Source organism: Megasphaera paucivorans (assembly GCF_900103535.1).
GTDB classification, from domain to species: domain Bacteria; phylum Bacillota; class Negativicutes; order Veillonellales; family Megasphaeraceae; genus Megasphaera_A; species Megasphaera_A paucivorans.
Map to the genome: position 1 here is coordinate 35176 of NZ_FNHQ01000012.1, position 26627 is coordinate 61802.

Annotated in this window: 28 protein-coding genes, 1 tRNA gene and 1 other RNA gene; 1 reads left to right on the top strand and 29 read right to left on the bottom strand. The window is 39.2% G+C overall.

Annotated features, from left to right (window positions below; genetic code table 11):
• The first annotated feature begins 27 nt into the window (after window positions 1-27).
• Complete coding sequence (locus BLR11_RS06855) at window positions 28-1749, top strand: Rqc2 family fibronectin-binding protein (protein WP_091649858.1); 1722 nt, start codon at window positions 28-30, stop codon at window positions 1747-1749.
• 15 nt (window positions 1750-1764) lie between these two features.
• Here the strand turns inward: BLR11_RS06855 and BLR11_RS06860 are convergent, their stop codons facing one another.
• The 29 genes from BLR11_RS06860 to dnaG form a co-directional block, all read right to left on the bottom strand.
• Window positions 1765-2037: a GNAT family N-acetyltransferase gene (locus BLR11_RS06860; protein ID WP_091649861.1), complete on the bottom strand. Its 273-nt coding sequence runs from the start codon at window positions 2035-2037 to the stop codon at window positions 1765-1767.
• 147 nt (window positions 2038-2184) lie between these two features.
• Window positions 2185-3588 (bottom strand): FAD-binding oxidoreductase, encoded by a 1404-nt coding sequence (locus BLR11_RS06865; protein ID WP_091649864.1) that lies wholly within the window; start codon window positions 3586-3588, stop codon window positions 2185-2187.
• Between the two features lie 516 nt (window positions 3589-4104).
• The gene (locus BLR11_RS06870; protein ID WP_091649867.1) at window positions 4105-4704 is read right to left on the bottom strand and encodes a class II aldolase/adducin family protein; all 600 of its coding nucleotides are present in this window, start codon (window positions 4702-4704) and stop codon (window positions 4105-4107) included.
• A gap of 129 nt (window positions 4705-4833) precedes the next feature.
• Window positions 4834-5034 carry a FeoB-associated Cys-rich membrane protein gene (locus BLR11_RS06875; RefSeq protein WP_091649869.1) on the bottom strand — a complete coding sequence of 67 codons (201 nt, stop codon included), beginning with the start codon at window positions 5032-5034 and terminating at the stop codon, window positions 4834-4836.
• A 31-nt stretch (window positions 5035-5065) separates the two neighbouring features.
• Window positions 5066-7408 carry a ferrous iron transport protein B gene (gene feoB, locus BLR11_RS06880; protein ID WP_176762900.1) on the bottom strand — a complete coding sequence of 781 codons (2343 nt, stop codon included), beginning with the start codon at window positions 7406-7408 and terminating at the stop codon, window positions 5066-5068.
• Between the two features lie 2 nt (window positions 7409-7410).
• Complete coding sequence (locus BLR11_RS06885; RefSeq protein ID WP_091649872.1) at window positions 7411-7656, bottom strand: FeoA family protein; 246 nt, start codon at window positions 7654-7656, stop codon at window positions 7411-7413.
• A gap of 177 nt (window positions 7657-7833) precedes the next feature.
• Window positions 7834-8253, bottom strand: a complete 420-nt coding sequence (locus tag BLR11_RS06890) for a flavodoxin (protein WP_091649874.1) — start codon at window positions 8251-8253, stop codon at window positions 7834-7836.
• A 58-nt stretch (window positions 8254-8311) separates the two neighbouring features.
• Entirely contained in the window at window positions 8312-8869 is a 558-nt protein-coding gene (locus BLR11_RS06895; protein ID WP_176762901.1) for a DUF3793 family protein, read from the bottom strand.
• A 41-nt stretch (window positions 8870-8910) separates the two neighbouring features.
• Entirely contained in the window at window positions 8911-9195 is a 285-nt protein-coding gene (locus tag BLR11_RS06900) for a DUF2325 domain-containing protein (RefSeq protein ID WP_091649879.1), read from the bottom strand.
• Between the two features lie 293 nt (window positions 9196-9488).
• Window positions 9489-10541 carry a hypothetical protein gene (locus BLR11_RS06905; protein ID WP_091649882.1) on the bottom strand — a complete coding sequence of 351 codons (1053 nt, stop codon included), beginning with the start codon at window positions 10539-10541 and terminating at the stop codon, window positions 9489-9491.
• Window positions 10542-10991: 450 nt separating this feature from the next.
• Entirely contained in the window at window positions 10992-11753 is a 762-nt protein-coding gene (locus tag BLR11_RS06910) for an EFR1 family ferrodoxin (protein ID WP_091649884.1), read from the bottom strand.
• Window positions 11754-12224: 471 nt separating this feature from the next.
• Entirely contained in the window at window positions 12225-12848 is a 624-nt protein-coding gene (locus BLR11_RS06915; protein ID WP_091649887.1) for an ECF transporter S component, read from the bottom strand.
• A 259-nt stretch (window positions 12849-13107) separates the two neighbouring features.
• Window positions 13108-13392 carry a 50S ribosomal protein L27 gene (gene rpmA, locus BLR11_RS06920; protein ID WP_091649889.1) on the bottom strand — a complete coding sequence of 95 codons (285 nt, stop codon included), beginning with the start codon at window positions 13390-13392 and terminating at the stop codon, window positions 13108-13110.
• A gap of 17 nt (window positions 13393-13409) precedes the next feature.
• On the bottom strand, window positions 13410-13718 hold the full coding sequence (locus tag BLR11_RS06925) for a ribosomal-processing cysteine protease Prp (protein WP_091649890.1): 309 nt from the start codon (window positions 13716-13718) through the stop codon (window positions 13410-13412).
• Window positions 13718-14029 (bottom strand): 50S ribosomal protein L21, encoded by a 312-nt coding sequence (rplU, locus tag BLR11_RS06930; protein WP_091649893.1) that lies wholly within the window; start codon window positions 14027-14029, stop codon window positions 13718-13720. The genes BLR11_RS06925 and rplU overlap by 1 nt, the downstream gene beginning before the upstream one ends.
• A gap of 145 nt (window positions 14030-14174) precedes the next feature.
• A complete protein-coding gene (locus BLR11_RS06935) occupies window positions 14175-15317 on the bottom strand; it encodes an N-acetylmuramoyl-L-alanine amidase family protein (RefSeq protein WP_245675105.1) in 1143 nt (380 codons plus the stop codon).
• A 99-nt stretch (window positions 15318-15416) separates the two neighbouring features.
• Window positions 15417-15626, bottom strand: coding sequence for a DUF3006 family protein (locus BLR11_RS06940; RefSeq protein WP_245675106.1), 210 nt, complete (start codon window positions 15624-15626; stop codon window positions 15417-15419).
• A gap of 1 nt (window position 15627) precedes the next feature.
• A complete protein-coding gene (locus tag BLR11_RS06945; protein ID WP_091649895.1) occupies window positions 15628-16518 on the bottom strand; it encodes a ComEC/Rec2 family competence protein in 891 nt (296 codons plus the stop codon).
• A 26-nt stretch (window positions 16519-16544) separates the two neighbouring features.
• Entirely contained in the window at window positions 16545-18209 is a 1665-nt protein-coding gene (locus tag BLR11_RS06950; protein WP_091649900.1) for an NAD(P)H-hydrate dehydratase, read from the bottom strand.
• Window positions 18210-18230: 21 nt separating this feature from the next.
• Window positions 18231-18596 carry a holo-ACP synthase gene (acpS, locus tag BLR11_RS06955; RefSeq protein WP_091649903.1) on the bottom strand — a complete coding sequence of 122 codons (366 nt, stop codon included), beginning with the start codon at window positions 18594-18596 and terminating at the stop codon, window positions 18231-18233.
• 58 nt (window positions 18597-18654) lie between these two features.
• Window positions 18655-18954, bottom strand: coding sequence for a hypothetical protein (locus BLR11_RS06960; RefSeq protein WP_091649906.1), 300 nt, complete (start codon window positions 18952-18954; stop codon window positions 18655-18657).
• Window positions 18955-18961: 7 nt separating this feature from the next.
• A complete protein-coding gene (locus BLR11_RS06965; protein WP_091649909.1) occupies window positions 18962-20185 on the bottom strand; it encodes an aspartate kinase in 1224 nt (407 codons plus the stop codon).
• Between the two features lie 174 nt (window positions 20186-20359).
• Window positions 20360-20707: RNase P RNA component class A (gene rnpB, locus BLR11_RS06970), an RNA gene on the bottom strand.
• Between the two features lie 33 nt (window positions 20708-20740).
• A complete protein-coding gene (gene thiE, locus BLR11_RS06975; RefSeq protein ID WP_091649911.1) occupies window positions 20741-21403 on the bottom strand; it encodes a thiamine phosphate synthase in 663 nt (220 codons plus the stop codon).
• Window positions 21404-21447: 44 nt separating this feature from the next.
• Window positions 21448-22566 carry a Nif3-like dinuclear metal center hexameric protein gene (locus BLR11_RS06980; protein WP_091649914.1) on the bottom strand — a complete coding sequence of 373 codons (1119 nt, stop codon included), beginning with the start codon at window positions 22564-22566 and terminating at the stop codon, window positions 21448-21450.
• Window positions 22542-23240, bottom strand: a complete 699-nt coding sequence (locus tag BLR11_RS06985) for a tRNA (adenine(22)-N(1))-methyltransferase (RefSeq protein ID WP_176762902.1) — start codon at window positions 23238-23240, stop codon at window positions 22542-22544. Before BLR11_RS06985 ends, BLR11_RS06980 begins: the two co-directional genes overlap by 25 nt.
• A gap of 68 nt (window positions 23241-23308) precedes the next feature.
• Window positions 23309-23383, bottom strand: a tRNA-Ile gene (locus BLR11_RS06990).
• Window positions 23384-23455: 72 nt separating this feature from the next.
• Window positions 23456-24664, bottom strand: a complete 1209-nt coding sequence (gene rpoD, locus BLR11_RS06995; protein ID WP_091649995.1) for an RNA polymerase sigma factor RpoD — start codon at window positions 24662-24664, stop codon at window positions 23456-23458.
• 119 nt (window positions 24665-24783) lie between these two features.
• On the bottom strand, window positions 24784-26574 hold the full coding sequence (dnaG, locus tag BLR11_RS07000) for a DNA primase (protein ID WP_245675107.1): 1791 nt from the start codon (window positions 26572-26574) through the stop codon (window positions 24784-24786).
• Window positions 26575-26627 lie beyond the last annotated feature (53 nt).

Here is a 26627-nt window from a genome sequence, read left to right on the forward strand (position 1 = left end):
GGAGATGATAAAAAAAGGAGTACCCACATGAATGTAGACGGAATTACTTTACATAGTATAACAAAAGAATTACAGCAAATTTTAACTGGCGGCCAGATTTCAAAAATATATCAACTAAATCACCGCAGCTTATATTTTCGCATTTTTAATGATACGGGAAGTCATCATTTAGTTATCACACTGGATGATGCTCCCCGGGTATACATAACAAATCATATGCCTGCAACTCCGGACATTCCTACTGGATTATGTATGTTTCTGCGCAAGTATTATGAAAACGGACGTGTTGCAGCGATTCAACAACTTCATTTAGATCGCTTAATTGAAATTTCTGTTGATGTTCTGGATACACGGGGACAAGTAGTTACACGAAAAATACATATAGAACTCATGGGAAAATACAGCAATGTAATCTTTACTGAAAATGGAATTATTCTGGAAGCGTTGATCAAGACAACAAAAGGAAAACAAGCCGTACGTACCATTTATCCTAAAGAACCGTACGACTTCCCACCAAATTTCATGCGTATGAACCCATTTGATTTTTCCGCACAGGAATTAGCAGATATCATGACTGTCGATACTCATATTCCTTTAGGCAAATGGATGTTGAAACGTTTTAACGGAATGAGCACCATCGTTCTTGACGAACTGTCACTTCGCGCGGGCTGCAGCTTGGAAAAAAATGTTTCAGAAATGTCTCCCGCTGATATTTTTACATGGTGCCGATCTATTGAAACATTTGGGTATGAACTTAACGATGTCAAAGGAGCCTATGTGTATGTCCGTGACAATCGGGACATTCTTTTTCCCCTGCTGTTAAAAAGTTTAGTAAAGTATCCTCACCGATATTATGAATCCATCGAAGAATATCTAAGCGAATATGAACATACTCATCGCAGTTTAAACAGTGAACAGGACGAACTTAAAAAAAAGGTTTTAAAATTAATTGAGAAACAAAAACGAAAAATAAAACGCATTGCTTTAGAAATGAAAGAAACCGACAAAATGGATACATATAAGTTATATGGAGATCTTCTTATGATATACGCTTATATGAAACGAGATCATGAATCATCTATTACTATAACAAATTTATTATCAGAGACCCAAGAACCCATAACCATTTCTTTAAATCCAGCCTACTCTATGACGGACAATGCAAATCGTTACTATAAACGATACACAAAAATGCGTAACCGTGTACAAATATCGCAAAAACTTCATGCAGAGAATAAAGAATATCTGGATTATTTATCTTCGCTGGACTATGCACTTGATAACACAACCGATAAACATGAACTAGTCGACATAAAAGCCGAAATGCTGAAAATGGGCCTTATAAAAGCAACATCAAAGAACAAATTGCGTAAAGAATTCTCACAAAATATAGTAACCATAAAAACAGATGGTCTCGAAATCTGGATTGGTCACAATAATCGTCAAAATGATTTCTTAACCTTCAAAAAAGCACATCCCTATGACTTATGGTTTCATGCAAAAGATACACCCGGATCACATGTTATCTTAGCCTGCCATCGAGTAGTACCGACAGAACATCAAATTTTAGTTGCTGCCCAATTAGCCGCATATCATAGTAAAGCAAGAACTTCTTCTAAAGTTGATGTAGATTGCACATTGTGCCGGCATGTCAAAAAACCAGCACATGCAGCCCCTGGTTTTGTTATATTTGAAAAACAAACAACGTATGTTGTAGAACCAAGAGATTGGTCCAAAACAGCAAATTAGGTTCAACAGGTCTTTTTAATCTAAAATATCGTTATATTCGGGATGCTTTTTGAACCAAACCACAGCATAAGAACAAGTGATTTTTGCTTTCCAGTGATTTTGTCGAATCACATTTGCAGCAGCCTGCATCAATTTTCCTGCTGCTCCTTGTCCCCGCAGTGAATCATCTACAAAAGTATGCGTAATATTTACTATTGCCTCTCCTTCAAACGGGAAAAGGACTTCTGCCAGCAATTCTTTTTTTTCATTTTCTGCCCAGATACGATTGGATCCATATTGTAATATCATTAAAATTCCTCCTTATATCACATATATAATGTATTATATAATTATATAAAAAAGTTACGAAAAAATCTGTCGTATTTATAACAAAACAAGGCATTTCATAAAGAAATGCCTTGTTTTCCGCATATAAGATACTTTCTTGACTTGATCTTATTTGGTTACGTCAACCACTTTTCCAGGATTCATAATGTTCTTAGGATCCAAGCCTTTCTTGACCGCTTTCATCATTTCAATTTCAACAGGATTCGTGTATTTTGCCATTAAAGCAGCACGTTTGAATCCAATGCCATGTTCGCCGGATACACGGCCTTTAAGAGAATATACAAGTTTGTATATTTCCTGCTGAATCTTCGGAAGCATATCTTCCCATTCTTCCTGTGTGCGATCATCTTTCAGAATATCAATATGTACATTGCCATCACCACAATGACCTGCACAATGCATTGCTACATTATATTTTTCGCCCAAACGAGAAATTTGGCTGACAGCACCCGGAATTTCAGTCATCGGAACAACAATATCTTCCATGGAGAATACTAAGCTGCGGGCACGGTCGGCTTCCAAATATGCCTTACGGGATTTCCAGATAACCGTCGGATTAGCAACCAATACGTCCAGTGCATTGCCTTCTCTAGCCAATTCATCAATTTTTTCGCATTGTTCATCAAGAAGATCTTCATTATCTCCGGCAATCTGAACAATAATGTAGTTACCTATATCAGAATGCTGCAATTTTTCATTCAAGAATACTTCAACCTGCTTAATAGAAGCATTGTCCATAAATTCAACACATACAGGTGTAATACCCGCATTCATTACTTTTGGTGTCAAAGCAATAGCATCATCCAAATTATCGAATACTGCCAAGAGATCCATCGAGAATTTCGGCAAAGCAACTAATTTAAGGTATATTTTGGTAATGATTCCCAAGGTTCCTTCAGAACCAATAAACAGATGCATTAAGCTGTAACCTGTAGCATTTTTACGTACTTTCCCGCCTAATTCAACAATGTCACCTGCTGGAGTAACAACTTCCATACCAAGGACTTGATCACGGGTTACACCATATTTTACAGCGCGGTTACCACCGGCATTCGTTGCAACGTTGCCGCCGATAAAGCAAGAATCCCCACTGCAGGGATCTCCGCCGTAGAAAAGGCCGGCATCTTTAACAGTATTCTGTAAAACTGCTGTTGTTACGCCCGGTTCTGTTGTAACAATCATATTTTCTTTATCTATTTCAAGAATTTTGTTCATTCGTTCAATAGAAATGATAACGCCGCCAAAAATTGCTACCGCACCAGCAGCAAGACCTGTACCAGCTGCACGGGGAACCATAATTGTATCAGCTTCATAACAAGCCTTTACACAAGCGGCTACTTCCTGCGTATTAGCCGGAAGAACAACACACTGTGCTGGTTTCATATAATGAGGATCCGTTACTTCATCGTGACCATAGGGTTCCAATTTTTCTTTGTCTGTAATACAATACTTTTCACCTACAATAGATTTTAACTTTTCAATTAATTCCTGAGAAACTTCACCTTTTGCCATTTAAAAAAACCTCCATTCACCTTAAATACAGAATATTTGCGCATGAATACAGTATCAATCCCAATACTACTGATAGTAAAATCAGTAGTATTGGTATCAATACGTATCAGCAAATAATTAAAACACCGATAAATACACTGATCAGATACTCTTAACCGGCGCCAATTAAAATGAACTCACACAATATATTTATCGTTTTAAAAAAACATCACCTTTTGACAATAGAGTATTAAATGATAATCAAGCCTTCTGTCAGACAACGTATTGCCATACTATTGCTTCATTGCTTTTCGTCGAGCTCATATCATTCATTACCTAAATTTATATCTTGAATTCATTATAGACATTTTGCAATAAGTGTACAATAGGTTTTTTTAAAAAATAAATAAGTTTTTCTTATTCAGCATTTCAAAAAGCACCTTATTTGTAACGGTTTATACGTCAACCATGCTGTTAATGTATTTTTAAAATAAAAAAAAATCAAAGTTTTTTTTTACAATTTTTTTCTCATTCTCATTATACAAATTTTAATTTTTCACTATGGCTTGTCCCGTGGGATAAAATCAAAGCATCTCGATATATGCTGGCTACCGCCTCCAGCGTTTCCATTCGATATAACGCCTGGTATAAATCATTTCCAACAGAAACTGCTCCATGATTCGCCATAAGGATTACATTGACATCAGCCAAAACAGCTGCACAGGATTCTGCAAGCTCCATAGAAGCAGGCTCGGCATAAGGAACCGTTACAACATGCCCCAGATAATCCCGTCCTTCCGTTACAATATTATCCGGGAATGCCGCCCCTGCTACGGTTAACGCTGTTGAGACAATAGGATGTGCATGTAAAACAGCGTTGACGTCTGGTCGTTTACGATATATCGCCAAATGTAAATTAGTTTCCGATGAAGGTTTTCCTTTGCCGGTTATGATATTTCCTTGTAAATCAAGTTCTAACAACATATCTCTGGTCAAACTCCCTTTAGATACTCCCGAAGGGGTAATAATAATATGACCATTCTCCTTACGATAGCTTATATTTCCATCACAAGCCACCACCAATTTATAACAACACATTTTTTTACCGATTTCACACAGCGTATCTCTTGAATCCATTACAGAATCCTCCTTTTTATTTACAAATGAAAATACCTTTCCTATATCAATTATAAACCCAAACCAGGTCTACTAGATATAGAAAAGGTATTCTATAATTGCAAATTATACTCTTTCTATGCAGTAAATTTAATTTTTGTCACGGCAGCATGGCGGCAATGCTGTGGTTGTATCCGCATTCCCCGAGACGTGTTTAGCCTGACACGCAGAGCATGACGAAGTGCCGCAGGAGCAACCGCTTTTGCCGCGGACAATATCACGAAAATGTCTAATCATATATACTGCAGCTAAAATTACGATACTTCCAACAATCAAAGTTGAAATATCCATAAATTCCGCACCTCCTTACCGTTATCATATATTATGCTCCCAATCCTGCTAATAAAGCAAGATGGTAAACAGCGAAAGCAAACACCCACGCCAGTATTACACCTAAACCGGCAGACATGGCCGGCCATTTCCAAGAGTTTGTTTCTCTTTTCATAACAGCCAGTGTTGCCAAACAAGGCATATATAGCAGAGAAAATACCATTAAAGATAATGCTACGGCCGGATTAAAATCCGGGTCCTCAGATAAGAATGTAATCAAATTATCATCATCATCGGCATCTGCACCTACACTATAGATTGTTCCCAGTGTACTTATCATTACTTCTTTAGCAGCCGTGCAAGCAACAAGACCTACCCCTATTTTCCAGTCAAATCCCAGAGGACGAAGAACAGGTTCAACAAAGTGTCCAATGGACGCCGCATAACTTTGTTGTAATTTTTCAGATTTTTGGGCTGTTTCTAAATCATCAGTATCTGCATCCGCTTTTTGCTGTATATCATATAGCGGAAGAGCTCTGTTATAAACAGCCGGATCCGATTCCTGCAATGCAGCGAAGGCTTCTGGATAAGCGCCTTCTTCAATCTTCTCTTTATCATCCTTTGCTTTGTCAGATGCAGTAGTCATCGCTTCATACATCGTTGCTAAGGCGGGATCCTGTTTTATGGATTCCAATCCCATGTCCTTTAAAATAGGGGCTTGCTGTATATCAACAGACGCAGCTATTTCTTCTTTAGCGGCATCATAATCACGTGAATATTCCACGTCCATAGGATATGCAGTCAGGCACCACACTAAAATGGATGCTCCTAAAATAATGGTCCCCGCTTTTTTCAGATATAATACAGTACGTTCCCACATGTGGATCAGAACACCTTTTATGGTGGGAATATGATATGGCGGCATTTCCATAACAAAAGGTTCCTGTTCTCCTTTAAATACAGTGGAGCGTAATACCGTCGCCAGTACAATGGCAACTATAATTCCCAATATATACATAGCAAACAACACGGTTCCTGACTGTCCCGCCGTAAAGAAAGCTGCAATGAGAAGTGTATATACTGGGAGTCGGGCCCCGCAGCTCATAAACGGAAGCGCTAAAATGGTGACCATTCTATCCTTTGGATTATCCAGTGTACGGGCAGCCATAATTCCCGGAACGTTGCACCCAAAGCCTAATATCATAGGAATAAATGATTTTCCATGCAATCCACAAGCACGCATAATGCGGTCGATCAAAAATGCAGCTCTGGCCATATAACCAGTATCTTCCAGCAAACTGATAAACAAATACAATAATATAATTAACGGTACAAAGCTCAAAACAGCGCCAACACCGCCGATAATACCATCCACAACCAGCGATCTTAGTTGTGCATTGGCAATCATAGGTCCAATCCATTTTCCCAAGGCATCAAACCCACTGCTCAGCCAATCTTGAGGAATAGCGCCCACCTTCATGACGACATTAAACATAAGCCACATAATGAACATAAAAATCGGAAGCCCTAATACCCGATTTGTAAGAACATGATCAATTTTATCAGATAAGGAATCACTAGTGCCCATATTTAAAACAGCATCATTATAAGCAGCAACAGCAAATTGATGTCTATACTGGGCAAATACAAATTCTAAATCCATTTTTTCTTTTAAATTGTCACGTAAAGTTGCCGCTAATGCTAAAATATGTTCCGTATTTTGCAAAGCAGTTACACTATCTATTACTTCACTGTCATTTTCTAATAATTTTATAGCCAGCCACCGGATAGGATAATGAATAATACCTTGTTTTGTGATCGCATCCGTTAATACATGAATAGACGGTTCTAATTCATTGCTGTAGTCAACTTCCAGATTATGAAATGCATTCGCACCGGAAGCCTCAAGAATCGTATGCAATATGTCCTTAGTGCCTAAATTTTTACTGCCTATAACAGGTACTACTGCAACACCTAAGCGCTCGCTCAATTTTTGAATATCAATTTTAATTCCCATGCGGTCAGCTATATCCATCATATTTAATACCAACACTACGGGACGTCCCAGTTCAATAAGTTGTGCTGTTAAATATAAATTTCGTTCAAGATTGGATGCATCACACACATTAACAATCAAATCGGGCTTTTCATTAATAATAACGTTTCTCGCTACCACTTCATCCAATGAACGTGCCGTCAAACTATATGTACCTGGTAAATCAACAAATAACATCTTCCTACTATCAAAAACGCAAGTTCCTTCTTTTTTTTCTACCGTAACTCCGGGATAATTTCCAACATGTTGTTTAGCTCCGGTAATATTATTAAAAATGGTCGTCTTTCCGCAGTTGGGATTACCCGCCAAGGCAATCTTGATCATTCCTGCTTCACTCATGACTACTGTCTCCCCCTCTCGCAAGAAACGCCAATCATAGACGCCTCATTTAACCGTAATGACAATGCACATCCTTTGACCTTAACCTCTACAGGATCACCCAATGGAGCTTTTTTTACCACCGTAATATGAGTTCCTTTTACAACTCCCATATCCACTAACCGATGCTGTATATTGCCATGTCCATGCAATGTTTCAACTACACCGGTTTCTCCTCTCTTCATTTCCGATAATTTCATAATTTCCATTATCTTCGCCTCCATTGATATTGATTTTTACTATCATAAGTATATACAACAACGCATTGTTTTGTCAATGATAAACAATATCATTTAACTTTTATTTTGATATTATTTGCAGACATTTTATGCAGGCAAATGACACTTCACCGCACATGGCGAAGTGTCATCATGCGCAATACTTTTTTAGGCCAATGCTGCAGCCGCTTTTCCCAATGCAGTACAATCAGTTATGTCTTCCGGCGCACCGTTTACGATAACTGCGGGATCTATAAAAACAGCCCCGGCTTCCTTCACTGCTGCAACCCAATTTTCCATCCACTCCCCAGTTCCCCAGCCATACGATCCAAAAAGGCCTACTTTTTTGCCGGATAATTTTCCTTTTAACTCATCAAAGAAAGGCTGAACTACAGTTTCTTCTAAAACTTCTGCCCCCATTGCCGGGCATCCCATTATAATAACATCATGGGCTGCAACAGAATCTGCATCCGTATTCTCAAAGCATACGCATTCAACCTCTTTGCCTTCATCCTTCACTGCTTTCTCTATGACTGACGCCATAGCTTCTGTATTTCCCGTGCCACTCCAATATACGATTTCTACCATTTTTATTACCTCCTAAAAAAATATATAAGTCATGATTTTTATCATTAACATATACGCGTTATGCAACAATTAAACTTAATAAAGAGTATCCCAAATTATATCGATGCAAATAATCCTGACGACAGCAAGAATATTGTCGAAACGTTTCCGTTGCCGCATTTACGTTGGTATATACTTTCCATTCCCCGCAAATTTTCGCCTGATTGCCGCCAAACTGAATAAATTTTTTTACATCTGCCACCGGATATCCCAAAAAAATTCCTAATTCATGGGGGAATTCTTTTTTTTGTTTAAATCGGGCAGAAAGAATAATCAGCTGTGTTTCTAATCTGAGTCCCGGTTCATATCCAGCATCAGACAAAAAATGTTTACTTTCTGGCTTTTTTATATATCTTTCTACTTTTTCTTTATTATAGACATATAAAAGATATCGATTTTTACAAGAACAAAGTATTTGAAAATATATCCCTTTACTATTACATAAACTGTTATATTTGATAAGTAATGTATCATTTACAATGTTATATTCCCTCTCAGGAATACTAATCAAATTCGCAATTTTTAATCCTGCCAAGGTTGGCGCACCATGGTACACCAATAATTGCTCCAATCGCACAACAATTCAGCTCCTTTCGCGATTACCGGTAAAATTTTCTTTCAGCATTCCACATGACCATCTAATATGGATTTTAAAGCGGCCGAACTGCTCGTATGGGAACGTACTATAACGGCATTTTTTCGCTGGGCTTCTTTTACAGCGCAGCGAACCATACTATGGCTTACTGTACTGGTAAATAAAACCACCAAATCAGGAAATCCGATTTTTGATTTAAAATCACTCGGGACTTGGGTAAATACTTTCGCTTTACAGTCATATTCTTTGCAAAGATTTTTATATCTGCATACCATACAATCATTACCGCCAACAATGACTACACTCATATCCTCACCTCTCCTAAAAAATACATCACCATTACTTTTTTATTCTATCTTATTTGATAATAATTGTCAATATCAATATTGATATAAATTATCACATAGAATTAATAAAGCGCAACATGTTATGCCAAGAATAGTCAAATAAATCACATGTTTTCTAATTATTTTTTATAAATTTCCTATATATATTATGATTATAATTGAAAATTATAATCATAATATATATAGGAAACTATACGTTGTATATTGGAAAAAAGCTATGCTCAAAATAATGGGCATAGCTTTTTTCCAATATACTAAAAAGAATGTGTAATAGTCGCTTCAATTTTTGTATTATGAGAACCGCCGGCAGTATCATCGGCATCACGCAGCGTCTTCTGATCTTTATAGACAACTTCAACACTGTCATTTTTAGTTAATTGATGTGTAATTCCGTAATAAAAACCACGATTATTATTATCAAAATCACTTTGTTGTCCCATATCTGCATAGGGTTCTACCCGGAATGCTGTAACATATACTGCTGTTTTATCATTAAAGGCATAGTTCCAAGTCACGGCGTATGCTTTATTATCTTTATCCGCATTTGATTTAGCTAATTCTGCTGTAAACGTACTTTTTTTGAATTTATACGCAGCATCTACAGCACCATTTGTTGTATTTTGCCCAGAATCATCAGCATATACGTACCGTCCTAATGTAGCACCTACCTGCATTCGTTTATTTACATCATAGGTACCATGTATTGCATATAAATGATTATCGGCAGCCCCATCATTATCCTCCTGCGCAGCAACACCAGTTAAAGCAATATTCCCCATATTTCCTTCCACTGTCAGTCCATCAACAAAATTACGGATGCCAATATTAGTATCTGAACGGCTATATAATAAAGCAGTCGCTCCAATTGTCAAATCCTGTCTCCCGAGTTTATAAGAAAAATCTCCTTTTTTATACGTTAATCCAAACATATCTATTGCAATAACACCTTTTTTATTCACATCATAGGCATCGGTATTAAAATCACCTAAACTTGGCTGGGTAGCATATTGAGCACCCAATCGGGCATATAGAGAAAATCCATGAGATAACTGTTTTTCAGCATTCAAGCGGAAACTGTACATTAATCCATCTATAGCAGGAGAATTCTCCATTGTATCGCGTTCATATTTTATAGAAACATCACCTGACCATGTTAATTCTTCCGGAGTCTTTTTTTCTTCCGTACCTGCTATCCCAACATCAGTCGGCAAAACAGCAGCTGCTGCAATTGCTTCATTATCTGTTGCAAAAACAGGCGCACAAAGTATCCCTAAGCTTATAACAGTACCCATCATAATTTTTTTCATTTCATTCTCCCTTTCAGTCAGATCGTCACTACCGATAAAATTTAAAATAAGTCCGTTGCTTCAAGTTATATCATCATTCTATGTGGTTCCCGTTTCACCCTTTCCCCATAAGCACTCCCCCGCAGCGCGTATTACAAAGCCTTTCTTTTTTAACATGATCCTGCCTCCTTTAATAATAATGATAATCATTATAGATAAAATTATAAATGACTTTTATCGCAAAGTCAATGCGTTAATTAATATTAATTATCATTTTATATATACTTTTTTTATATATTATTAATTATTTAATCTCTTTAATATTTGTAATTTACGCTATTTTCAATATATTAATTGTGTATTTTATATTATACATGCTGCTAGTTTTTATCTTTAATATGAAAATTAATATCAATAAAAAAATACCTCTTAACTAAAAATAGTTAAGAGGTATTTTTTTATTGATATGATTTAGCGTCGATACATTTCCAACAACCCGATGTCTGGATGATGATATTGATCTTTTATCTGAACATGTTTACCATGAATCTTAATGGCAGCATGTGGACACCAATGAACACATGCCATACAATAAGAACAATCTGCGCCTATATGAACACCTGCCTCATCCAATACAATATTGTTATTAGGACAAATTTGCTCACAAATGCCGCATTCTACACAAATATTTGTATCAACAGAAACTGCAAAATACTTTTTCGCTTTTTTATTAATAAATCCAATATTAAAAATAGATCCTTTAATCTTATAAGTAATACTGTCTGAGTTTTTTCGTTTTTGCAAAATATCTTGAGATATATCTTGCACTCGCTTTTCCTGTTCCTCTAAATAATTAAGTTTATATTTAATATTTCTCCGCGATGCAATGGTACTGCTGCAAGGCATTTTCAAGACATTTCCGTAAGATAACCGGCAATTTTTATGTAAAAGAATATTTTTTAAATTATAAATAGCATTCCCTTCTGAGCCGCCGCATGTTGCAATTCCATAAATATAAGCAGATGGATTAAACCGCGTATATTCTACAAAAACACGCATCGGATCTGGCATGTCAAAGAAAAAAACCGGAAAAATAATTCCAATTCTTTCATCATAAATTTTTGTTCCATCTCCCATCAAATCTGAAATATGTATTGCTGTATCTCCGGTCAAAACAGCTGTTTTCTTTGCTACACTTAAAGAATTTCCTGTCCCGGAAAAATAGAGAATCATAATGCCTTCACCTCAGTATATGATATTTTAAACACCGTATCCCGTATATGTTTTATTATATCATGTTATAGAAGAATTTATATAAGAATATTTCGTTATAATCCTGTTATCTTTTTATGCAATATCCCTTCTTGCACAAATAGCCATTCTATATAAAGGTATTTCCGCTATAAATTTTTAAAGCAAGCAATATACTCTATTTAAATTGATACAAGGATGCCGCGGTAATTACATGAAACTATCTGTTTTTTCCTTTGCAGCCATTCTAATATTTCTCTACTGTATTTCTTCCTTGTAATAATAAAAAGGGATAAAATCAGCCGAATGTATTCCTATCTTTCAAGACAGTTTCAATTCCATTAAGTACATACAGTCATATATAAGGCAGTTTTTTCTTCAAAATATTTTATCATTAAATAAAACAACAAACGGCGTCATCGAATAGATCCGACAACACCGTTTTGCATAATTTCATTTCTTATGAATCACTTTTTTCAAAACCAATACTACAGGAACTGTAATGACCGCCGATACAATGGCTTCCGGAATACCATTAACTGTACAAATACCAAGAATGATATTAACTACATTATCCAAGGGAATATTGCGAGCCGCTGCAAAATCTCTTGCGTAAATTGCATAAATCCCCCCCATAACTCCTATGGTATTAATCATCGAACCGGCCAATGCTGCAATCGCCATACTTACAGATTGTTTAGCAATGATTTTACTCAAAAAATGATATATATAATAGGCACCGACACCAATTAAAATTCGAGGCAAAATAGAAATAACAGGATTTAAAAAAGCAAAAGACAAAATCACCGGAGAGGTAATTGCCTGAAAAATACTAAAGCAGCCGAACATAAAACCAACCATAGCACCTACTCTGGGACCGGCAACTAATGCCCCTATTATCACGGGTACATGTAAAATCGTTGCTTTCATCATCGGCAGTGGAACAAAACCATATCCAGTAAGTCCAAGCAACATCGTAATACCGGAAAGCATACCCACAATGGTTAATTCTCTTGTCGTAAATAAAGGACGTCTTACGGGCGCCGCCGTAGATTTAATACCTAACTCTTTTTGCATATTCAATTCCTCCGTTCTTGTTCTCAACGAGATACAAGTCGCTAATTATTAATGCATAACTTTCACAGTTATAACTTAGTCCGGTTCTCAATGATACCGACTGAATCATGTATTTAACTGTAATCATTTTTGCACTATGCGTAGTATATCACACAAAACAACGCTTGCCAATAGTATTGAGATAAAATTTGTGAAAAAAAACACAAAGATAGTACAACAAAACCCCTGCCATAATATATGGCAGGGGTTTATATCATACTTAAGCTTCAACCGGATATACACTAACCTTACGGTTAACCTTACCGGCACGTTCAAAAGCAACTTTACCAGCTGCCGTAGCAAATAACGTATCATCTTTGCCAATACCTACGTTAGTACCCGGATGGAAATGAGTCCCGCGCTGGCGTACAATAATGTTGCCGGCTTTTACAGTAGAACCATCATGACATTTAACGCCAAGACGCTTAGATTCACTATCACGGCCGTTATGTGTACTGCCCTGTCCCTTTTTATGAGCGAAGAGCTGTAAATCAAATTTAAACATTGTGTCCACCTCCTGACTTATCTGTTCAGTACGACATACGAATCATATTGCCGTACAATTTGTTCTAATCCTAAAACCAAAGTCTTTAAAATAACTCGTGCCTCGTCAGTAACACAATCCACATGAACGTTCAGAAAGCCATCAGATATCTCATACTCAACTGACTCCTGCTGATATTCCATCAAACCCAGCAGTGCGGTCTGTGTAAGAGCTGATATAGCAGCACACACAATATCACTGCCTGCCTCACTATAGTCAGAATGGCCTGACACAGAAAATCCGTTATTTTCATGCAATTGATCATACTGCAGCGTAATTGAAATCATTATGCTTCAATCTTTTCAATAACAACTTTTGTAAACGGCTGACGATGGCCCTGACGACGACGATAATTAGATTTTGCTCTGTATTTAAATACCAAAATTTTCTTTTCTTTGCCGTGTTCTAAAACTTTAGCCGTTACTTTCGCACCTTGAACAACAGGAGAACCAATCTTTACATCTCCATCGTTAACAACTGCCAATACTTCATCAAATGTAACTTCTGATTCGGCGGGAACAGCCAGCTTTTCGATAAAAATTTTATCGCCTTCAGCAACACGATACTGTTTACCACCAGTTTTAATAATAGCGTACATAGTGACACCTCCTCATCAATATACTCGCTGAATACGGCGCCTTACGGACTTATCAGCCTCTTCATGCGGCTTACCACAGCCACTGTGCTATGCTATGACTTACTTATTCTACCTTAGTAATAAGGAATTGTCAATATAAACCGCATCATTTACCAGAATTTTGAAAATAATCCGACAATCCTTGACATATGCTTTCAGCAAAATTTTGCTGTTGAGCGTCTGTGTTTAATGTTTTTTCTTCACTGGGATTAGAAATAAAGCCCAATTCCACCAATGTCGCCGGCATATTCGTGTGCAGCAGCACATAGAAATTGGCAGTTTGTACCCCACGATCCGGAAATGCCGTGGCTTTCATGTTTTCTTTATGAATATATTTTGCCAATCCTAAATCATACGGCGTTTTGTTATTATAATACGCGGTTACCCCTCCGACATCGGGAGTGGAATACGAATCGATATGAATACATACAAACACATCGGCACCCGCCGCATTTGCCACATCACAACGAGCCTGCAGTTCTTCTACTGCGCCGTCATTAGGTGCATATACATCGACATCCGTAGTACGTGTCATAATCACCTTTGCCCCGGCTTGTTCCAAAAGTTTTTTTAGACGCATAGAAATTGCCAATGTAATATCTTTTTCTTTTGAAAAAGCGCCTAAAGCTCCGGAATCACTGCCGCCATGTCCGGGATCAATACAAATAATCTTTCCCTTTAAGCCAGAGGTTAAACTGTACGAATTATTCAAATTATATGCAGGAACTGCATATGCCGTGACGTTTTGATCATCAGCCGCACCGCTTCCTTGGTATTGCTGTTTAGATTGCCATTGTCTCCATTGCTTCACTGTGCCAGATTTATCGTTTATATCAATGACAATACGGTTCGGCCGACCATTTTTATAGTCACTGCTTAAAGAAAAAATTTTAATATCGTTTTTGTTTAAAACCTGAGGCACACGAATATTGATATCCGTAGCATACATATGTTGTGCCAACGAAATCTGTGATATAACATTTTTATCCCCCGTATACGTGTGAGCTACTCCATCAGCAATCTGCGTATTAGGCAGCGAAATAGTAATATATTTCCCTGTATTATCCAATACAGCTTTAGGCTTTACTGTATTTGTCACTTCCAGCACTGTTCTGACGAAAGGAACTTCTGCATCATTTCGAGTAACAACCTTGACATTCGTTATTGTACTATTTGCAGCATGTACCGGAAATAACGGGCAAATGCACATAATGGCCAAAATCGGAATTAATAATAGTTTTTTAAACAATGGTATCTTCTCCTTTTTGGGTTTGTTAGCTTTTATATTATACCATGTTTTTCTTCATTAATGAAACATAGAATTCCCTGTTAAGAAACTATTTCGTATTTACACTTGCCTATGTAATAACTCAATTTCTTCCTGCATTTCTTTCTCTGCTTCTTTATTTCTTATAATTTCCAGCGTATATGCCATGCCTTCATCCGCCCCCTGCGGAAGACAGGCTAACGGAATACGTATTTCATGTTCTGCCGCATCATCAACGATAATGTATGCATCCTGTTCCGTAATTCTGTCTATACTGCCAATGAGTTTCATATCAATGCTCCCTTTCCGCACTAAATTTGACACCGTCACTGCATATAGTAATAATGCCGTCCCGATCTATACGAAAAATTTGTACAGATTCTTTTTTTAATATCTGTAATGTTTCTGTGTGTGGAAAATCATAACGATTGCCGGCACCGCAGGAAATAACGGCTGTCGTAGGACGAACCGCTTTGATAAAAGCGACAGAGGAGGAACTTTTGCTGCCATGATGACCTACTTTCAGCACATCAGATTTTAAATGACCTCCATAATCAGCAAGCAGACGTTTTTCAGCTTCTTTTTGCGCATCCCCCATAAAAAGCATAGAGAAGTTTTTGTAGGTTAAACGACACACGATAGAATTATCATTCGCAACCCCATTTTTTGTCTCATTTTCTGTATTTTCCGATGAAATAAGCGTATTCCGCGGAGATAGCACTTCAAATTGAACATCATCTCCTAATGCAACCCTATCCCCTTTACGTAAAACACTGCGTGAAATATTATATTCCTTTATATGCTTCAAATAATTACGATACATGGCATTATTCGAACTGACTCCGTTATCATAAATTTGATGAATTTTAAAATTTTTAAACAGCGCGGACATGCCACCTAAATGATCACCATGCGGATGTGTAATAATAATAGAATCAATTTCCTTCACATGCCGTTCCTGCAGCTGTTTAATCAAAGATGCACGACTGTCGACATCCCCGGTATCAATCACCATATTTTTTCCGCAATATTGTATAAGTGCCGCATCTGCCTGTCCTACATGTAAAACAAAAATACAAACTTTATCACCAGCTGCATCAAACGAAGAATCTCCGAGATGCACCCGGCCGCATCCTGCAATTAATAGAACCGCCAATATAAGACACATTTCTAAGAAAAACATTAGAAACTTCCGGTATGTAGAACTCATTATATAGATTCCATCATCCCAAATAAATTTCTATCTTCTGAAGCCGTATCCCCGGCTATTTCTAATGCTTTTATAACACGTGGTATCGCATCCGCTACTTCGCATGGAGAATATCCATATGGCCCATATTTATTATAACAATAATCGCCGGCAGCACCATGTATAAACACACCGGAACAAGCCGCTGCACACAAATCCGGCATTCCATCATGTGCCGCAAACGCGGCAATCATACCGGTCAGAACATCGCCCATGCCGCCTGCAGCCATTCCTGCATTCCCTGTCGGATTTACATATACCGTTTGCGCATCAGATGAAACAATAACGGTCGGTGCACCTTTTAAAACAAGCGTCACGTTCCATTCGTGTACAAAATGTTTAGCGGCTTCAATAACATCTTTTTTTACCTCTGCAATAGAAACACCGCTTAACCGGCTGAATTCAGCAAGATGAGGCGTCATAATAATACGTTTCCCATATGGTGAAATAAATTCTTTTTCCGAATGAATAAGATTTAACGCATCCGCATCAATAACAATAGGACACGTCGTGTTTCTGATAACTTCTTGTATAAATGTCTTCGTTTTCGAGTTTTTCCCCATCCCAGGACCTATAGCGATTACTGTCCATTTTTTAGCTTCTTCTAGAATCTGGAACACATCATTTTCTGAAAATTCGCTGCCACTGCCAATTCCTCTGACCATGATTTCCGGCAATTTTCCGATGCAATAAGATGCTGTTTGTTCAGGTACCCGAAGAAATATTTTTCCTGCACCTGCCCGCATGGCTCCGCGGCAAGTCATTAGAGGAGCTCCTATCATATCCCGGCTTCCGCTGACAACAGCAATCGTTCCATGCGTTCCCTTATGACTATCCGGCGCTCGGGAGCAAAGGACACGTTCGATATCAGCTGTTTCCAGAAGATATGCAGCATTCTGTTCTCGATTTCGCAACAAAGAAACAGGCATCCCAATCGGATCCCATACAATAGAACCACAGCATTTTTTCCCGGGATAAAACTGCATTCCTCTCTTTAATGCACCAAAAGTTACCGTCATGTCGGCATATATAGGTTCCCCGGTATGTTCTTCACCATTACCGCTTATTTCTCCCGTGTCAGTATTAACACCCGTGGGAATATCAACAGCAATAACTTTAATTTTCCCATTCTTTGCCGCATCATTAATACAGCGCACAAGAAATGTCGCCGGATTATGCAATTGTCCATGAAATCCCGTTCCCACTATGGCATCGACTATGATATCCGTCTCTTTCAAACGCTGATGCAGCTGTTGGTTATCCTCATTTCCTTCTGCATAATTTTCTATCACACAAGAACCTTCCTCTGCCATGGCATATAACGTCTGCAAATGATAATTTGCTTCCGTGCTATACGACGCGTCCTTACCTAAAACATACACAAAAACGCGCGCTCCTTCAGCTAGTATATGACGGGCAATGACAAACCCATCGCCTCCGTTATTTCCTTTTCCGCAAAAAACAATAACCCTTTTGTTATGCCAGCTGATAATCAGATCTTTCGCTTTTTCCACAACAGCATGTCCGGCGTTTTCCATTAAAACCACTGGTGCAATTTTGTATTTGCCATACATTGCGGTCTGATCCATATGATGCATTTGGTCTGCTGTACATAATTTTTTCATGTCAAAGCCCCCTGTGATTTATTACTCCCACACAACTTGTGCTATCGCATATTCACCATCATGGCTAATAGAAAGTGCCGGCTCATAGTTAGAATGGTCAGCCGCTGCCGCTGCATAATAGCCATATAATTTAAAATAAGGTTTTCCTAAATCTGTATGACATATTTCAACATCCGTCCATTTCCCCTGCCGAAATCCAGTACCTAAGGCTTTAAAAAACGCTTCTTTAGCTGCAAACATAGCCGCCAAAGAAGCATACCGGGATGAACCACGGTTCTGGCAATATGCCAGTTCCTGCTGTGTAAATACTCTTTCCAGCGACGTTCCGCGGCGAGCAGCCAATTGTTCCATCCTGTTTATTTGTATAATATCCACACCTGCATACATATGTTTTCCTCCTGTAAAAAACCGCAATCCCAATACATATTGAGATTGCGGTTTTTGTTTACCATTTTTGCTTTCGGATGCACACAGCAAGTCCTTCTAATATCACTCTAAACGTATTAAAAGATATCGTCAAATCCGGATAAACAGAATTTGCCACTTTATAAGATATCGTAACGCAGCCATTCTGGTAATCATACATCAAACCATGTAAATTGGATTCAAACGTATATTTACTAGGCGGTACATTAAACTGCGGCATCCGTTCTTTACGCAGGCCCCGCAGCATCCTGTCTATAAGCGCAGCTTTTGGTACCTCCTGTTTCAACATCTCTTCGACAAAATTATCTAATACAGACATATGCGCCTCAATGTTCATCAAAGAAGCGTGCATGGATGGCCTTTACAGCTTTTTCTACATTTTCTTCGGAAATTAAACAGGAAATACTGATTTCTGAAGTAGAGATAATTTCAATATTAATATCATTTTCTCCCAATACACCGAACACGCCGGCAGCAATTCCGGGATGTCCAGCCATACCAGCACCTACAATAGATACTTTAGCCATTTTATCATCAATAAGGACATTGTTAGCTCCCAATTCCTTGCAAAGATGATCCAGTACTTCCTTAGCTGCAATCAAGTCCGAACGGGAAATAGTAAAAGTAATATCTGTTTCTCCTTCATTAGCAACCCGGACACTCTGTACAATCATATCCACATCAATATTTTTATCTGCAAGTTCAGAGAATACTTGATATGCATACCCCGGTTTATTGGGAATGCCTAATACTGTAACTTTTGCTACATTTTTATCATCCGCTACGCCGCGAATCATATATTGTTTGATTTCCATGGAATATGCCTCCTGAATCATTGTTCCTTGATGGTCATTAAATGTAGAGCGTACATGAATAGGAACATTAAACCGGCTGCCCATCTCTACTGCCCGTGGCTGCATAACGCCAGCTCCCAATCTCGCCATTTCCAACATTTCACCATATGTAATTTCTTGCATTTTAACAGCAGTAGGTACAACACGCGGATCCGAAGAATACACTCCATCTACATCTGTATATATTTCACATACATCAGCATTCATAGCGCCTGCAATAGCAACTGCCGTCGTATCTGATCCACCGCGGCCCAACGTTGTAATATCGCCTATATCAGTAATTCCTTGGAATCCGGCAACAATAACGATATTGCCGTCGTTCAAAGCATTTAAAATACGGTCTGGCTGTATATCCAGTATACGGCCTTTATTGAATGCGCTGCTTGTAGTAATTCCAGCCTGTGCTCCCGTAAAGGATATCGCCTTATGTCCGGCTTCTTGAAAAGCCATAGCCATCAGCGCAATAGAAATCTGTTCCCCCACAGAAAGAAGCATATCCATTTCTCGTCCTATAGGTTTACTGGTGACCTCATTAGCAAGACTCACTAAATCATCGGTAGTATCCCCCATAGCCGAAACAACGATAACAATCTTATCGCCCGGCTGTTCCCCCTTCAAAACACGGTTAACGATAGCACGCATCTTGTCAGGTGTCGCTACTGAGCTTCCGCCAAATTTTTTCACTATCAATGCCAACTTGAATCCCTCACTTTTACACACACCTTCACGTATGCATAATTGATATTTTAGTGCTTTTACCCACTTATTACGATAATAGCATGGTATGTACTAAATGTAAAGTAAGAAAAGCCTCTCTTTTATTAAGAAAAAACAGGCTTTTTGCTTAAAGTAAAAAGCCTGTATCATTCGCAGATGAGTAATCAGTAAGCCGAGTTTTGTTCTGCTTGCGCAGCAGCAATCATCTGTCTAGGCGTAACATTACTGTTACGCTCAAGCGACACAACCCGGAAGATCAGCGGGCCGCTTCATCCCTTCCCTATTCGGTCTTGCTCCAGATGGGGTTTGCCTAGCCGGCAAGTTACCTTACCGCTGGTACGCTCTTACCGCACCGTTCCACCCTTACCACATACGTGGCGGTACACATTTCTGTGGCACTATCCCTAAAGTTGCCTTCGCCGGACGTTATCCGGCATCCTGCCCTATGGAGCTCGGACTTTCCTCCAATATTCACATACTGGCGATTGCTTTTCATACTCATCCCAATTAGATTATCATAAAATGCCGGTCCGGTCAAACAGATTTTTTACTAATTTCAATCAATTCCCGTAAATGAGTTACCGCCGATTTTATGTCTGGCTGTGAAACAATAGCACTAATCATAGCAAAAAAGCGAAAACCTTGTTGATACAAACTGCCAATGTTTTCTGTTTCTATCCCGCCAATGGCAACAACCGGAATCGAGCATTTATGTAATGCATAAGAAACAGCCTCTGCCGTCACAACCGGATTGGCATCTTTTTTTGACTGTGTAGGAAACATAGGTCCAAAACCCACATAATCCGCACCCTCGAGAACCGCGGTATGAATCTCTTCAACCGTATTAGTAGATACTCCGATTATCATATCCGGCCCTGCCATCTTACGCGCAATGGCAAGCGGCGCATCATCTTGTCCGACATGAATACCATCAGCACCGCAGGCAATTGCCAGATCAACAGAATCATTCATAATAAACGTCACCCCGTGTTGGCGGCACATTTTCGCAATAGCGGTTCCTTCTGCATACTTTTGACGCCATGTCTTATTCTTCTCACGATATTGAATAGTTTTCACGCCTGCATTTATAACGGCTTCTGCCGTTTCAAGATTATTCCGGCCCAATGACAGGGACTCTCCTAAAATGGCATACAACGGTTCATTTTTCAGTTGTTCCCTCTGCTTTGTTCTGCTCATGATACTCTTCCTTTCTCTCTGCAAAAACAATCGTCCTTAGTGTATCAGCAATGCTTAAAAATATCGCAGCTGGTACTATCTTCCTTCCAGACAACCTCCCAATTTCGTTCTATAGAAGCAGCCTGTAATCTTTGCAGTAAAACAACCATAGACGGCCTTTCTGTGCCAAAATGACCGCCATCAGCAATAACCATGCCTAATTTTACCGCTTCCTGTGCTTCATGATACTTCACGTCGCCTGTAAGATACAAATCCGCACCGGCTTGTTTGGCCTGTTTAAGGAAAGAGGCTCCAGCTCCACCGCAAAGAGCTATTTTTTTAATCGGCAAGCTTTCATTCCCGGCATAAGACAATATTTGGATATGAAGAATACGCTTTATTTTTCGCAATACGATACGGGTTTCTTCCGGTTCGTTCAGACTGCCAATACGGCCCAATGCATACGTTTTTCCTTTATTGACCATAGGATATATGTCAAAAGCGGGCTCTTCATAGGGATGAACCATTTTTACAGCGGATACTACAAGACTGAGTCTCGATTCGGGAATAATGGTTTCCACACGGATTTCTGCTGTTTTCTCCAATCTGTTGATTGCTCCAATAAAAGGATGTGTCCCTGCCAAGGGTTTAAACTGTCCTTCACCTGCAACAGAAAACATGCAGTGACTGTATTTTCCTATAAATCCTGCACCGGCTTCTCCCAAAGCCTGCCGTACAATATCTTCATAGCTGCTGGGAACATATACAACAAACTTATATAACGCTTCTTGCTTTACCGGAATAAGGCCTTCCACATCCTTCAATCCAATTTGCTCCGCCAGTATATCATTAACACCGCCCTCGGCACTATCCCAATTTGTATGTGCACTATACACCGCAATATGATGAACCAGGAGTTTTTGCAATAACCGTCCATCATATGTATCCGTGCGGATAGCTGCAAGTTTGTTAAAAATTACCGGATGATGACTAATAATAAGATCTATATTGTGATGAGCTGCATAATCTACATTTTCCATCGTTACATCAAGCGTTACCATCGCGGACTGAATCTCATCATCAGGATTTCCCAGCAGCAATCCTGAATTATCCCAAGATTCTGCAAGTTCCGGCGGGGCAAAGGATTCCATAAGGCGAATTATTTTTCGCAATTGTACAGCCATTTTATTCCCTCCAATACAGCAATATGTGCTTGAACTTCTTTGATTGGTTCCGTTGCATCAAATTTACGTTTCTGAAGACCTGCACGTATCACCTCATATTTTTCAATCAACTGACAAATCAACGCCGGCAATAACGGATCTTTTTTTTCCCAATTCACCGGGCCGATTTCATATTGCCATTCCTCCAAAGGTGCTCGATGTCCCGGGACCGCATATATGACTTCGTATAAATGCTTATCCTCAAAAACAAGCCGTTCTTCCTCAATATGCCAATCCATTTCATATATATAACGCCGTACGTGAGAAATATCCCGCATCGGCTGAATAATTAAGTAAGACAATGTGCTGCATACCGCGGGTGCTTCCGACAGCAATTGGCAAATCAACAACCCTCCCATGCCGCAGAAAACAATGCCGTCTACTTCACCCGGCTGGATACACTGCAATCCATTCCCCAACCGACAAGAAACACGGTCGAGCAACTCTAATTGGGCAATATGTTCTTTAGCCGCCGCCAGCGGTCCCGGAGCTATATCTACCGCTATAGCCTTCGGAGAAATTCCATTGGCACAGGCAATGGCCGGAATATATCCATGATCTGTCCCTATATCGGCAATACGGGTGTTTGGTACCACTAAAGATAATGCTGATGCTAAACGCTTAGATAACCTCATAGAACTCATCCTGTCTAAAAGTTGGTATCAAAAAAGCTATTTCCAGAGGAAATAGCTTCTTTTATTCATGGTGGGCCCACCTGGGATCGAACCAGGGACCAACCGGTTATGAGCCGGTGGCTCTACCGCTGAGCTATAGGCCCGGGCCGTAAGGCCATCAAACCTTACTCGAATAGTATACGCTAATAACACCGGGCCGTCAAGACTTTAATTTATTATAAAAAATCTTTAATCTTTTCGCGCTTGCCCCAATTACGTAGTTTACTAAGAGCTTTTCCTTCAATTTGACGAATACGTTCCCGCGTAACATTGAAATGCTGTCCGACTTCTTCTAAGGTACGCGGCCTGCCGTCCTTTAACCCAAAACGAAGATATAGCACTTTACGTTCACGTTCCGTAAGACACGAAAATACATCTTCGATTTGTTCTTTCAATAAAATAAAGGAAGCTGCATCATCAGGAGCAACCGCCTCCTGATCTTCAATAAAATCACCCAAATGAGAATCTTCTTCCTCCCCGATAGGCGTTTCCAATGAAACCGGCTCCTGTGCAATTTTCATGATTTCCCGCACACGTTCTACAGAAATCCCCATTTTATCGGCAATTTCTTCTGGCAGCGGTTCCCGGCCTTTATCCTGCAGCAATTGACGGGAAATTCGGATAAGTTTGTTGATTGTTTCAACCATATGTACCGGAATCCGAATGGTTCGTGCTTGATCGGCTATCGCCCGAGTAATTGCCTGTCTGATCCACCATGTAGCATAGGTACTGAACTTATACCCTTTACTATAATCAAATTTATCTACAGCTTTTAATAATCCCAGATTCCCTTCCTGAATCAAATCCAGAAACAACATTCCTCGTCCTACATATCGTTTTGCAATACTGACAACAAGCCGCAGGTTAGCATCTGTCAGTTTCTTTTTAGCAATAACACCGGCATGAATATCCTCTTGTTCCGCTTCCGGCGCATTTCCTTTTTCAATTGCTTTTGCCAGAGAGATTTCTTCATCCGCCGACAACAGTGGTACTCTGCCGATTTCTTTTAAATACATGCGAACCGGATCATCTATATTGACACCTTCAGGAACTGACAAGTCAACTGTTGACAAATCCGTATCCGATAACTTTTCATTATCTTCTTCATCCAAATCCTCGTTTGGGTTAACCTGATCGACTTCCCCCAGTATATCAATACCCTTTTCTGCAAATGTTTCATACATTTTATCGATCTGGTCCGGCGTCAACTCATCTTCTTCCATAACATTCATGATTTCAGTATATGTCAGATTCCCTTTTTTCAGGCCTTCGGTTATTAATTGCTGTATATGAGACACCGCTAATAACTTACGTTCTTCTTCTGTTAATTGTGAGATATCTACTTTATTTTTTTTTGATGATTTTTTTTTCGTTGATTTTTTCATAGATTTTGTATTCTTTTTCCCTATAATAGTCTCTGCTTGATCAGCAATATTTATATTTCCGTCTTTCAATTCCGCTGTTTTCTTCATTTTCACCATGATGTACAGCTCCTTCCTCCCTTTCATGACCACTTCTTCATTTCTTCTTTTATTCGCTTGCATTCAGTCAATTCTTCAACAAACCGCGTATCACCACTATGGCTGAACGCAGCCGCTTTTTTACTGTGGACTTCATACCGCTTCTGCAATTCTGCTAAGCGGAACCGTTTAACATAGTCCATTAATACGGCTTCATCCATAGGAATATCCTGCAGAACCATAATACGAGCCAATTCCTCGGACTCCTCAGGGGTCAATTTCTCTTGGATGTCCGATTTTGTGTACATCCCTTGGTGTCCATAAACATTCAATAGTATGCGATAAATATTACGGCGTCTTTCATTCATAAAAAATTCTACGTCAACTTTAGTTTGAATGCGTTCGCAGGCGTTAGGCTGCTCCATCAAAAAACGAAGTATATTTTCTTCAGCTACAGCCATTGTCCCTTTTCCCCTGGCTGCCATATTTTTATCTAAAATGTCCGTAGATACATGGACCTGCAATTGGCCTGCTTCAGGGTGCTGTGCAATATACTTATTGAATTCACTGCGAACAGCGCTTTCATCAATTTGAAGTTGTCTTGCTGTTTTCGTTAAAAAGGCTTCCAATATAATGCGATTATCTACAGCTGCCAAAGCCGGTATAATCATTGCCGTTACCGCTGCTTTTCCTTCCAGCGTGCTGCTGTCATGCTGCTGCATTGCCGTCTGAAGCATGTAATCGAGTACATTCGGAGCCTCGTCAACCGCAGTCCGAAATGCATCGGGTCCTGCACTGTTAATGTACTCATCAGGGTCTTTCCCCTGCGGCAGTGAAACAACGCGGATACGCATCCCCATACCGCGGACGATTTCCATCGCACGCAGTGTTGCCTTGCGACCGGCACTATCCATATCATAGGATAAAGTAAGCTCTTTTGCCTGTCGCTGCAGGATACGGGCCTGCTCAATGGTAAAAGAAGTACCTAAAGAAGCTACGACATTAGAAATTCCTCGGTTATGGGCTGCAATAACATCCATATACCCTTCCACCAGAATAACATTTTGCTGTTCATAAATAGATTTATGAGCAACATCCATGGCAAATAAAAGACGGCGCTTATTAAATATAGGCGTTTCCGGAGAATTCAAATACTTTGGCTTGCTCTCATCAAGAACCCGGCCGCCAAAACCGACGATTCTGCCCCGGCCATCCTTAATGGGGAAAATAACACGATTGCGGAACGCATCATAAAAGCGGCCATTTTTTTCCTTAGCTAAACCCAGCGTTACCAGCAAAGTACCTGAAATTCCCTTTTTCATAAATGCTTCAGTCAATTTATTCCAGCTATCCGGTGCATACCCCAGCTTAAAATTAAGGATAGTTGCATCGCTTAAATGCCGTTTATGAAAATAATCCAACCCTGCCTTGCCATAATGTGTCTTTAGCAAACAATTATGATAAAAATTTCCAGCCATTTCGTTCACTTCATATAATTGCGCTATTTGCCTGTCTCGTTCAATTTCTTGCGCTGACTTTTCCATGACCGGAAGCGGAATATGCGCTCTTTCCGCTAATCGGGTCACCGCTTCACCAAAAGTCAAATTCTCTTTCATCATTATAAATTTAAATACGTCTCCAGAAGCATGGCAACCAAAACAATAAAAAAATCCCTTATCGGAGGCTACACTGAAAGAAGCTGTTTTTTCGTTATGGAAAGGACAGCAGGCCCAAAAGTTACGCCCTTGTCGTTTCAGCGAAACATAATCAGATATAACGCTGACAATATCATTAGCCTGCCGAACCTGTTCAATAAATTCATTGGAAAACTTCACATCTATCACCTGATAAAGAAATATATTTACTGCCGAATATATATTATTCTTTA